The organism is Streptomyces sp. SID9727 (assembly GCF_010550605.1).
Classification (GTDB): Bacteria; Actinomycetota; Actinomycetes; order Streptomycetales; family Streptomycetaceae; genus Streptomyces.
In genome coordinates this window covers 1-12,865 of sequence record NZ_JAAGNI010000240.1, presented here as the reverse complement: position 1 = coordinate 12,865, position 12,865 = coordinate 1, and the positions used below count along the sequence as shown (strand labels likewise).

General features: G+C 74.8%; 2 protein-coding genes. Both read right to left on the bottom strand.

The genetic code is table 11. The annotated features are described in order from the left end of the window. Nucleotides 1-11,010: type I polyketide synthase (locus G3I41_RS15460; RefSeq protein WP_164400785.1), on the bottom strand; the 11,010-nt coding region annotated here is incomplete at its 3' end. A 28-nt stretch (nt 11,011-11,038) separates the two neighbouring features. Beyond that, nucleotides 11,039-12,865, bottom strand: a 1,827-nt coding sequence (locus tag G3I41_RS15455; protein WP_164400784.1) for a type I polyketide synthase, incomplete at its 5' end; no start/stop codon positions are given.

Genomic DNA, 12,865 nt, shown 5'->3' with positions numbered 1-12,865 from the left:
CCGCACGAGCGACCGCAGCACGGCCGGCACCCCGCCGGTCCCGGGACCGGCCTCGGCCAGGGACCGCAGCCCGGGACCGTCCAGCGGCGCGGGTACGAGCAGCGGCCGGCCGTCGGCGAGGGCGGCGTCGAACAACGCCATGCCCTCGGGCACCGACATCGGGACGAGCCCGCCCCGGGCGATCCTCGCCCGGTCCGCGCCGCCCAGATGCCCGGTCATCCCGCTGGCCGCCTCCCACATGCCCCAGGCCAGGGACACCGCGGGCAGCCCACGCTCACGCCGGTGACCGGCCAGCGCGTCCAGGAAGACGTTGGCGGCCGCGTAGTTGCCCTGCCCGGCCCCGCCGAGCAGACCGGACGCGGAGGAGAACAGCACGAAGAACGACAGGTCGACGCCCCGGGTCAGCTCGTGCAGGTTCCAGGCCGCGTCCGCCTTGGGCCGCAGCACGGCCCGCACCTTCTCGGGGGTCAGCGAGGCGAGCACCCCGTCGTCCAGGACCCCCGCCGCGTGCACCACACCCGTGAGCGGACGCTCGGGCGGCACGGACTCCAGCAGCCCGGCGAGCGCGTTCCGGTCGGCGGCGTCGCACGCGGCGATCCGCACCCGCGCCCCCAGGCCGGTCAGCTCCTCGGCCAGTTCGGCGGCCCCCGCTGCGTCGGGGCCGCGACGGCCGGTGAGCAGCAGGTGGCGCACGCCGTGCGCGGTCACCAGGTGGCGGGCCAGCGCGGCGCCCAGGGTCCCGGTGCCGCCGGTGATCAGGACCGTGCCGTCCGGTGCCTCGCGCGGCGGCAGGGTCAGGACGACCTTGCCCGTCTGGCGGGCCTGACCGAAGTGCCGGAACGCGTCGGGCGCGCGGCCCACGTCCCAGGTGGTGACAGGAAGCGGCGCCAGCTCACCGGCCTCGAAGAGGGCGAGCACCCGCGCCAGCGTGTCCGCGACCCGGTCCGGGTCCATGTCCAGCAGCTCGAACGGCCGGTACGCGACTCCGGGCCGCACCGCCGCGATCTCCTCCGGGTCCCGCAGGTCCGCGATGCCCATCTCGACGAACCGCCCGCCGTCGGACAGCAGCCGCAGGGAGGCGTCGACGAACTCCCCGGTCAGCGAGTTCAGCACCACGTCCACCCCGGGCGCGGCGGCTCGGCCCGCCCCTCCCGTCACGTCCAGGACGTGCTGCTCGAACGCGGTCGTACGGGAGGAGGCGATATGGTCCGCGTCGAGCCCGAGGGCCCGCAGCGCACCCCATTTCGCCGGGCTCGCGGTGGCGAACACCTCGGCTCCGATGTGCCGGGCCACCTGGAGCGCCGCCATACCGACACCGCCGGCCCCGGAGTGGATCAGCACCCGCTCGCCCCGGCGCAGCCCTGCCAGCTCGACCAGACCGTGGTAGGCCGTCGTGAACACCGCGGGCACGCCCGCCGCCCGTGCGTACGACCAGCCCTCCGGGATACGGGCGATCAGCCGCCGGTCGGCGACGGCCAGCGGCCCCACCGCCCCCGGCACCAGCCCGAACACCCGGTCGCCGGCGGCCAGTCCGGTGACGCCGGGACCGGTCTCCACGACGACACCGGCGGCCTCCGTGCCGAGCGGGGTGGCCTCGGGGACCATGCCGAGGGCGGTCAGGACGTCACGGAAGTTGAGCCCGGCGGCCCGCACCTCGATCCGCACCTGCCCCTCGGACAGCGGTGCCTCGGCGGCCGGGTGCGCGGCGGCGCGCAGGTCGTCCGGCGAGCCGCCGGGCGTCTCCAGCCGCCACGCGGCCACGCCCTCGGGCGCCGCGACCGTCAAGGGGGCGGATTCCGCCCTGCGCAGGCGGGGCACCAGCATCCGGCCGTCACGTAGTGCGAACTGGGGCTCCCCGGTGGTGACGGCCGAGGGCAGCGCGTCCAGTGAGGACCGCTCCCCGTCGTGGTCCACCAGGACCAGCCGCCCGGGATGCTCGGTGGCGGCCGATCGCACCAGCCCCCACAGCGGGGCGGCGGCGAGGTCGACCGGATCACCGGGAAGCGCCGCCACCGCACGGCGGGTGAGCACGACGAGACGGCTGTCCGGCCCGCCCTCGTCGCCCATGTGATCCCGGAGCCGGTCGAGCAGCCACTCCACGGCCGCCCCCGCCGCTACCGGCGCCGCACCCTCGAACAGCGCGGACGCGTCCAGCACGTCGAACGCCGCCCCAGCCGCCGGCACCGGCGGCGCGTCCGGCTCCGTCCACTCCAGGCCGTACAGCGAGTCGGCGGCGGAGGACCCCGGCGCCGCGGGCAGCTGACCGGGGGAGAGGGGGCGCAGGGTGAGGCTGTCCACGCTCACGACCGGCGCCCCCGCGGGGTCGGCGACCGAGACGCGGACGGTGTCCCGGCCCCCGTCGCCGGGGGAGACGGTGACCCGTAGCGCCGTGGCCCCGGTGGCCCGCAGCACCGCCCCCGACCAGGAGAACGGCAACCGGACGCCCTCGCCGAGGAAGTCACCGAGCCCCAGCGTGTGCAGGGCCGAGTCGAGGAGCGCCGGATGGAGGACGAACCGGGCCGCCTCCGCGTGCAGCTCCGGTACCAGCGCCACCTCGCCGTGGACGGTGTCCCCCGCACGCCAGGCTGCCGTCAGGTTCTGGAACGCGGACCCGTACTCGTAACCCAGCGAAGCGAGTTCGCCGTACAGGTCGCCGATGTCCAGCGGGACGGCGCCCGCGGGCGGCCAGGCTTCGTCGTGCGTCCCGTCCCGCGGCGGCACGGCGTCCGCCGGAGCGAGGACGCCCGTGGCATGACGGGTCCACCCCGGCGCGTCGCCCAGGACGTCGCCCACCGGGGCATCGGGCCGGGAGTGCACGGCGAGCCGCCTGCGCCCCTCCTCGTCGGGTGCCTCCACGGACACCTGAACCCGCACCCCGCCGCGCTCGGGCACGAGCAGCGCCGCCTCCAGCGTCAGTTCGTCCACTGTTTCGGCCCCGGCCTCCCTGCCCGCCTGGAGCGCCAGTTCGAGGTGGGCGGTGGCCGGGAGGAGGGGAGTCCCGTTCACGGCGTGGTCGGCGAGCCAGGGGTGGGTGCGCAGCGAGATCCGCCCGGTGAGCAGCAGCGTTCCGTCCTGGGCGAGCGTGGTCGACGCCGTCAGGAAGGGATGATCGGCCGCGTCCACACCGAGGCTCCCGGCGTCGCTGTGCGCGGCGGGCCCCTCCAGCCAGTAGCGCTTGCGCTGGAACGGATAGGTCGGCAGATCGGTGGCGCGGCCGGGGGCAACGGGGAGAGCGGAGGTCCAGTCGACGGGGACGCCGTGGGTGTGGAGGTGGGCGAGGGACTGGTGGAAGCGGGTGAGGGTGCCTTCGTCGCGGCGGAGTGTGCCGGTGACGAGGGCGGTGGTGTCGGTCGTGTCGGCGGTGTCCTGGAGTGCGGTGGTCAGGACGGGGTGCGGGCTGACCTCGACGAACACGGAGTGCTCGGCGTCGAGGAGGGCGCGCACGGCCGGTTCGAAGAGGACCGGGCTGCTCAGGTTCCGGTACCAGTAGCCGCCGTCCAGCTCGGCCGTGTCCAGGAAGGTGTTGGTGAGCGTGGAGTAGAAGGCGGTGGTGGTGGATCGGGGGCTGATGCCGTCGAGGAGGGCGTGGAGCGTCTGCTCCAAGGGGTGTACGTGGGGAGTGTGGGAGGCGTAGTCGACGGGGATGGTGCGGGCCCGGATGCCCTGGTCGTTGAGGTCCTGGACGAGGGTGCCGAGGGCGTCGGCGTCGCCTGCCACCACGGTGGTGGCGGGGCCGTTGTGGGCGGCGATGTGCAGGTCGGGGTGGCCGGCGAGGAGGGCTTCCGCGTCGTGGTGGCCGAGCGGCAGGGAGGCCATGCCGCCGGTGCCGGCGAGCTGGAGGAGGGCGTGCGAACGCAGAGCCACCACCTTCGCGGCGTCGTCGAGGGTGAGTGCGCCTGCGATGTGGGCGGCGGCTATCTCGCCCTGGGAGTGGCCGATGACGGTGTGGGGGTGGACGCCGTGGTGCTGCCAGAGTTTGGCGAGGGCGGTCATGACGGCGAAGAGTGCGGGCTGGATGACATCGACGCGGTCGATGGGCGGGGTCTCGGGCTTGCCGTTGAGGACGTCGAGCAGGTTCCACCCGGTGTGTGGCTGGAGGGCGTCGGCGGCGGCGGTGAGGTGTTCCGCGAACACCGGTGAGGCGGCGAGGAGTTCGCGGGCCATGCCCTCCCACTGCGAACCCTGGCCCGGGAACACGAAGACCGTCCTGCCCGTCTCCGTGACCGTCCCGCGTACCGCGTCGGCACCGACCGCGCCCCGCTCCAGACCGGCCAGGTTCTCCAGCAGCCGCTCCCGGTCCCGCGTCACGACGACCGCGCGGTGGGAGAGCCCGGCCCGGCCTGTGGCAAGCGCCTTGGCGGCCGGGGCGGGGTCCGCCTCCGGGCGCTCCAGGAGATGGCGGCGCAGCTGCCCCGCCTGTGCCGCCAGGGCTTCGGCGGTGTGCCCGTACAGCAGCCAGGGGAGCGAGGTGTCGCCGTCCGTGGGCGGTCCGCCGACCGCTTCCGGCTCCGGTGCCTCCTCCAGCACCACGTGCGCGTTGGTGCCGCTCATGCCGAACCCGGAGACTCCGGCTCGGCGCGGCCGTTCGCCCGGCCGCCATGGACGTGCCTCCGTGAGCAGGCGTACGGCTCCGGCCTCCCAGTCGACGTGCGGGGACGGCTCGTCCACGTGCAGGGTCTTCGGCAGCAGGCCGTTGCGCATGGCCTGCACCATCTTGATGATGCCGCCGACGCCCGCAGCGGCCTGGGTGTGCCCGATGTTGGACTTCAACGAGCCCAGCCACAGCGGCTGTCCGTCCGGCCGGTCCTGCCCGTACGTGGCGAGGAGCGCCTGCGCCTCGATCGGGTCGCCGAGCGTCGTCCCGGTGCCGTGGGCCTCCATGGCGTCCACGTCGGCGGCCGTCAGTCCCGCGTCGGCGAGGGCCTGGCGGATCACCCGCTGCTGGGAGGGGCCGTTGGGCGCGGTGAGGCCGTTGCTCGCCCCGTCCTGGTTGGTAGCCGTGCCCCGGACGACCGCGAGCACCTCGTGGCCGTTGCGACGGGCGTCCGACAGCCGCTCCACCAGGAGCAGACCCACGCCCTCACCGAAGGCTGTACCGTCCGCACCGGCCGCGAACACCTTGCACCGCCCGTCCGGGGCGAGCCCGCGCTGCCTGCTGAAGCCGATGAAGATGTCCGGGTTGGCGAGCACGGTCGCCCCGCCGGCCAGCGCGAGATCGCACTCGCCCCGGCGCAGCGACTGCACCGCCAGATGCAGCGCCACCAGCGACGACGAGCACGCCGTGTCCACCGTCACCGCCGGGCCTTCGAGCCCGAGCGTGTACGCGATCCGGCCCGAGGCGATGCTGCCCGCGCTGCCGATGCCGAGATACCCCTCCATGTCGGCGGGCAGCTTCACCCGGGACCCGTAGTCCGTGTACACCACGCCCGCGAACACCCCGGTCCGCGAGCCCTGCAACGACGTCGGGTCGATCCCCGCACGTTCGAACGCCTCCCAGGCGCTCTCCAGGAGCAGCCGCTGCTGCGGGTCCATACTCGTCGCCTCGCGCGGGCTGATCCCGAAGAACGCGGGGTCGAACCGGTCCGCGTCGTGCAGGAAGCCCCCTTCGCGCGCGTACGAGGTCCCCGGGTGCGCCGGGTCCGGGTCGAAGAGGCGGTCCAGGTCCCAGCCCCGGTTGTCCGGGAACGGCGAGATGACGTCCCTCTCCGACGCGACGACCCGCCAGAGGTCCTCCGGGGTCCGTACGCCGCCCGGGTAGCGGCAGGCCATCGATACGATCGCGATGGGTTCGCCGTCCTGGACCGCGGGCCGTCCGGCGGCCGGCGCCGCCCCCTCCGCGACACCCTCGCCGAGCAGCTGGTCCCGCAGATGGGCGGCGAGGGCGGCGGGGGACGGGTGGTCGAAGACGAGCGTCGCGGGTAGCCGCAGCCCCATCACCGTGTTGAGCCGGTTGCGCAGCTCGACGGCCGTCAGGGAGTCGAAGCCGAGGTCCTTGAAGGCGCGCGAGGCGTCCACGGTGTCCCCGGCCGAGTGCCGCAGCACCCCCGCCACCTGCTCCCTCACCAACTCCACCAGGGCCCGCAGCTGTTCGGGCTCCGAACGGCCCACCAGGGCCGAGACGAGCGAGCCGACCGCCGCGGCGTCCGCACCGGCGGCGGTCCTCACGGTACGGACCAGGGAGCGCAGCACCGGGGGCAGCAGCCCCGTCCCGGCCTGCGCGGCGAGGGCGGCCCGGTCCAGGCGGGCGGCGAGCAGGACGGGCCGGGAGGCCGAGCGCGACGCAAGCCCCAGCGCGGCGGCCACCTGGTCCTCGTCGAACCGGCCCAGCCCGTGGAACGCGGTGTTCCTGGGCCCCCAGGAGACGGACAGCCCGGGCAGCCCGAGCGCCACCCGGTGGTGCGCGAGCGCGTCGAGATACGTGGAGACGGCGGCGGCCTCCGCCCGCCCTGTCCCACCGAGCGCCGAGGAGGCGTCGGGCGCGAGCAGCACGAACGCGGCCAGGTTGGTCCCCAGGGTCAGTTCGTGCAGATTCCAGGCCGCCGCCCCGGCCGCGCGCAGACCCTCCGCGAACTCCTCGGGCAAGGCGGAGAGCAGCACCGCGCGGTCGGGTTCGGCCGGTGCGTGGAAGACGGCACCGACCGCATGCGAGGCCAGCGCGCCGGCCAGGAACTCCCGGTCCGCCGCGTCGCCCTCGGCCACCACGGCCTCCGCGCCCAGCTCCTCCAGTCGCCCGGCCAGGCCCGGGGCCGGGGAGAGGAGCAGCAGGCGGCGGGCGCCCAGGGCGGTGACGGCGTGGACGGCCGCGACCGCGGCGAGGTCCCCGCCGCCGGACACGACGACCGTAGAGCCCTCGGGAAGCACGGGCAGCTCACCCGCGTCCTGCGGATCGGACACGGCCAGCCTCGGGACGCGTATCTCCCCGTTCCGCAGCACCAGTTGGGGTTCATCGGCGGCCAGGGCGGCCGGCAGGGCGGTCAGCGATGCGGGCTCGGCGTCCAGGTCGACCAGGGTGATCCGGCCCGGGTTCTCCGACTGGGCGGCGCGGACCAGCCCCCAGACCGGTGAGGGCACGAGATCCTGCACGTCGTCGGGGCTCGTGGTGACGGCGTGATGGGTCAGCACCACGAGGTGTGTGTGGCTGTTCGCCTCGTCGCCGGTCCAGGTGCGCAGCACGGGCAGCAGTCCGCTCGCGGAGGAGGCGTGCAGCAGGACCAGGCCGGGCGCCGCCCCCTCCGGAGCCGGCTCGTAGGGGACATGGGCGGTGGCGCCGAAGGCGTCGCGCAGTTCGGCGGCCGGCTCGGCGGACGATGTCCATTCGGTGTACGGAAGGGCCGCCCCGGTTTCGGGTACCACCGTCCACTCGGTGCGGAGCAGCCAGTCGTGGCGCTCCCGGTCCGCCCGGCTCAGGGTCTCGACGGCCGGCGGCCGCAGGACGACCGAGTCCACGGAGGCGACCGGGGCACCGGTCGGGTCGGCCAGCAGGACGGCGAAGCCCTCGCCGCGCCGGGACACCCGCGCCCGCAGGCCGCCGGCGCCCACCGCGTACAGGCTCACCCCGCTCCAGACGGCGGGTTCCAGCAGCTCGTCGCCCGCTGTTGGATCCGCCGCCCGCACGACCGCCGTGAGGAGGGCCGGATGCAGCCCGTACCGCCCGGCCTCGGCCGCGACGCCCTCCGGTGCGGAGACCTCGGCGTACACCTCGTCACCCCGGCGCCACAGCCGGGACAGCCCCTGGAACGCGGGGCCGAGCCCGAGCCCCAGCACCTCCAGCCGCGCGTACAGCTCGCCGGTGTCCACGGCCGTCGCCCCGGCCGGTGGCCAGGACGTCAGCGACTCGGGGGCGGAACCGGAGCCGGGGGCGAGCAGACCGGTGACATGGCTGGTCCAGGCCCGGTACAACGAGCTTTCGTCGTCCAGGTCGTCGTACGCACGGGTGTGCAGGCTCAGTTCACGGCGGCCGTCGCCGCGTGGCGCCCCCGCCGTCACCTGCACGTCCACACCCCCGTGGGCGGGGATCACTACCGGGGTGTCGAGCGCAAGCTCCTCCACCGCGAGATCGCCCAGCAACCTGCCCGTCTCAAAGGCGAGTTCGAGGACTGCGGCGGACGGCAGCAAGACCGTTGCGCCGAAGGTGTGGTCGGCGAGCCAGGGGTGCGTGCGCAGCGAGATCCGGCCGGTGAGCAGCAGGGCGTCGCCCTGGGCGAGCGTGGTGGCGGCCGTCAGCAGGGGGTGCTGGGTGGTGTGCAGCCCGAGGCTCTCCGGATCGCCGTCGGTCGCCGCGTCCTCCAGCCAGTAACTCCTGTGCTGGAACGGGTAGGTGGGCAGATCGTGCGGAGTGTCCGCGGCGTCGGGGACGGCCGGTGTCCAGTCGACGGGTACGCCATGGACGTGGAGGTGGGCGAGGGAGCGGTGGAAGCGGGCGGGGGTGCCTTCGTCGCGGCGGAGTGTGCCGGTGACGAGGGCGGTGGTGTCGGTCGTGTCGGCGGTGTCCTGGAGTGCGGTGGTCAGGACGGGGTGCGGGCTGACCTCGACGAACACGGAGTGCCCGTCCTCCAGCAGCCTCTCGACGGTGGGGTGCAGCAGGACGGGATTGCTCAGGTTCTCGTACCAGTAGTCGCCGTCGAGTTCGGTGGTGTCGAGGGGGCGGCCGTGGAGCGTGGAGTAGAAGGCGGTGCTGGTGGGTCGGGGGGTGATGTCGTGGAGAAGGGCGTGCAGGGTGTCTTGCAGGGGGTGTACGTGAGGGGTGTGGGAGGCGTAGTCGACGGGGATGGCGCGGGCCCGGGTGCCCCCGTTGTTCAGCTCCTCGACCAGCGCGTTCAGTTCCCGCGCGTCGCCCGCGACGACGGTGCTCGCAGGGCCGTTGTGGGCGGCGATGTAGAGATCGGGGTGGCCGGCGAGGAGGGCTTCCGCGTCGTGGTGGCCGAGCGGCAGGGAGGCCATGCCGCCGGTGCCGGCGAGCTGGAGGAGGGCGCGGGAGCGGAGCGCCACCACCTTGGCGGCGTCGTCGAGGGTGAGTGCGCCTGCGATGTGGGCGGCGGCTATCTCGCCCTGGGAGTGGCCGATGACGGTGTGGGGGTGGACGCCGTGGTGCTGCCAGAGTTTGGCGAGGGCGGTCATGACGGCGAAGAGTGCGGGCTGGATGACATCGACGCGGTCGATGGGCGGGGTCTCGGGCTTGCCGTTGAGGACGTCGAGCAGGTTCCACCCGGTGTGCGGCTGGAGGGCGTCGGAGGCGGCGGTGAGGTGTTCCGCGAACACCGGTGAAGTGGCGAGGAGTCCGCGGGCCATTCCCTCCCACTGCGAACCCTGGCCCGGGAACACGAACACCGTCTTCCCGTGATCCGTGGCGATCCCCTCCACCACATCGGCCGACGGCACACCTCTGGCCAGCGAGTCCAGCGCGGGCACCAGCTCCTCGCGGCTGCCCGGCACGACCACCGCCCGGTGGCCGAGCACGGCCCTGCCCCGGGCCAGCACCGCGCCGACCGCCGCCGTGTCGTGCTCCGGACGCTGCGCCACGTACGAGCGCAGTCGCGCGGCCTGGTCCCGCAGTGCCTCCGGATCGTGCGCCGACAGCAGCCACGGCACCGCCGGCCCCTCCGGTGCGGAGTCACCCGGCGTCTCGGCGGCGGGCGCCTCCAGGATGACGTGCGCGTTCGTCCCACTGATCCCGAACGAGGACACGGCGGCCCGGCGCGGACGGTCGCCCTGTGTCCAGTCCCGGTCCTCGGTGAGCAGGCGTACGGCTCCGGCCTCCCAGTCGACGTGCGGGGAAGGCTCGTCCACGTGCAGGGTGCGGGGGAGCACCCCGTTGCGCATGGCCTGGACCATCTTGATGATGCCGCCGACGCCTGCGGCGGCCTGGGTGTGCCCGATGTTGGACTTCAACGAGCCCAGCCACAGCGGCTGTTCGTCCGGCCGGTCCTGCCCGTAGGTGGCGAGGAGCGCCTGCGCCTCGATCGGGTCGCCCAGCCTCGTGCCCGTGCCGTGCGCCTCGACCGCGTCCACCTCGCCGGTGGTCAGCCCGGCGTCCTCCAGCGCCTGCCGGATCACCCGCTGCTGCGACGGGCCGTTCGGCGCGGACAGCTGCCCGCTCGTACCGTCCTGGTTGACGGCGGAGCCCCGGACGACGGCGAGGACCCGGTGGCCGTTGCGGCGGGCGTCCGACAGCCGCTCCACCAGGAGCAGACCCACGCCCTCGCCCCAGCCCGTGCCGTCCGCCGCCGCCGCGAACGCCTTGCACCGGCCGTCCGGGGACAGCCCGCGCTGTCGGCTGAACTCGACGAAGAGACCAGGGGTGGCGATGATCGTCGCCCCGCCCGCCAGCGCCAGGTCGCACTCGCCCCGGCGCAGCGACTGCACCGCCAGGTGCAGCGCCACCAGCGACGACGAGCACGCCGTGTCGATCGTCACCGCGGGGCCCTCCAGCCCGAAGGTGTACGACAGCCGCCCGGAGGCCACGGACCCGGCGCTGCCGGTGCCGATATACCCCTCCAGGCCGTCCGGGGCGCGGCGGATGCGCCCGCCGTAGTCCCCGTACATCACCCCGGCGAACACTCCGGTACGGGAGCCGCGCAGCGTGTCCGGGTCGATGCCCGCCCGTTCGAACGCCTCCCAGGCGGTCTCCAGGAGCAGCCGCTGCTGGGGGTCGATGGCGACCGCCTCGCGCGGGCTGATGCCGAAGAACGCCGGGTCGAACCGGTCCGCCTCGTGCAGGAAGCCGCCCTCCCGGGCGTAGCTGCGGCCGGTCCGGTCCGGGTCGGGGTCGTAGAGCGCGGCCGTGTCCCACCCCCGGTTCTCCGGGAACGGGGAGATCGCGTCGGTGCCGGAGGCGACGACGTCCCACAGCTCCTCGGGGGAGCGCACGCCGCCCGGGTAGCGGCAGGACATGCCCACGATCGCGATCGGTTCGTGCCGCTCGGCCTCGGCCTCGGTCAGCCGCTGCCGGGTCCGGAGCAGGTCACTGGTCACGCGCTTGAGGTAGTCGCGGAGCCTGGCCTCGTTCGTCATGCGACGTCAACTCTTCTCGTCGTACGGGTCATTCGGAGCCGAGCTGTCCGTCGATGAGCTGGAAGAGCTCGTCGTCGGACGCCTGGTCCAGCCGGGGACCGGCAGGGATGTCGGTGGTGGGTACGGGCGGTTCACCGGCCGCCGTGAGCCGGGCCTGCAAAGCGGTGAGCCGAGCGACGATCCGCTCCCGGGCCTCCGGGTTGAGCGCGGCCCCGTCGAACGCGGCCTCCAGTTCGTCGATTCGGGCGAGGGCCGAGGCGGGTCCGCCGGGCAGCCGGTCGGTCAGCTCGGCGTGGAGGTGGGCGGCGAGCGCGGTCGCGGTCGGCCGGTCGAAGAGCAGGGTGGTGGGCAGCCGCAGCCCGGTCTCGGCGCCGAGCCGGTTGCGCAGCTCGACGGCGGTCAGGGAGTCGAAGCCCAGGTCGAGCAGGCCCCGGTCGGCGGGCACCGGCCGGTTCGGCGGGTGGCCCAGCGTCTCGGCCACCGCGGCCCGCACCAGGTCGAGCACCAGGCGCGGCCGCTCCTCCTCGGCCGCCTCGGCGAGCTTGCGGACCCAGGGCGCGTCGCCGTCCGCGCCGGACACCGCCACCGGCCGCCGCTCCGGCAGGCCCACCAGGGACCGCAGCAGCGGCGGCACCCGGTCCGGGTCGCCGAGCCGGCGCAGCGACGAGACGTCCAGCCGGGCCGGCACCAGACCCGGGGCTCCCGAGGCCAGTGCCGCGTCGAACAGGTCGAGGCCCTCCTCCGTCGTGAGAGGAGCGATCCCGGTACGCGCGATCCTGGCCAGATCCGCGGTTCCGAGAGCGTCACCGAGGCCGCCGGACTGCTCCCAGAGCCCCCAGGCCAGCGAGGCGGCGGGCAGCCCGAGCGCGTGGCGGTGATGGGCCAGCGCGTCCAGGTAGGTGTTGGCCGCCGCGTAGTTGGCCTGGCCGGCGTTGCCGATGATCCCGGCCACCGAGGAGAACAGCACGAAGGCGGCCGGTTCGATGCCGCGTTCCACGGTCAGCTCGTGCAGCAGCAGTGCGGCGTCGGCCTTGGGCCGCAGGACGGTCGTGAACGCGTCCTCCGTCAGTGCCTCCAGCGTCGCGTCCGCCGTGACGCCCGCAGCGTGCACCACGGCGCTCAGCGGATGGGCGTCCGGCACGGAGTCCAGCAGTTCTGACAGGGCCGCCCGGTCCGCGAGGTCGCAGGCGGTCAGGGTGACCTCGGCCCCGAGACCGGTGAGGTGGGCGACCAGCTCCCCGGCGCCCGGGGCGTCCGGTCCGCGCCGCCCGGTCAGCAGCAGCCGCCGCACCCCGTGCCGGGTGACGAGCCGTTCGGCGACCAGCCGCCCCAGCGCACCCGTGGCACCGGTCACCAGCACCGTGCCCGGCAACTCCGTGCGGCCCTCCACCGGGAGCGGCAGGCGGGCCAGGCGCGGGACGAGCACCGCCCCCTCACGCAGGGCGAGTTGCGGCTCACCGGTGCTCAGCGCGGCATCCCGCACACCGGCCGAGACATCCGCCCCGTCCGTGTCGACCAGGACGAACCGTCCGGGATGCTCGGTCTGGGCCGTCCGCACCAGGCCCCACCACGACGAACGGTCGAGCCCGGACACCGGGTCGCCGTCCTCGACGGCCACCGCCCGGCGCGTCGTCACGACCAGCCTGGCCCCGCCGAACCGGTCGTCGGCCACCCAGTCGCGAAGCAGCCCCGCGAGAGCGGCCGGGGAACGGGGCTCCTCTCCCAGCAGGGCGTCGCCCGCGAACCGCCCCTCCGCCTCCGCGATCCTCAGCGCCTCGTCGTACCCGGCCGCGGCCGCCCCGCCGGCCGCCCCGCCGGCCGGGACGGACCGCGCCGCCCACTCCACCCGGTACAG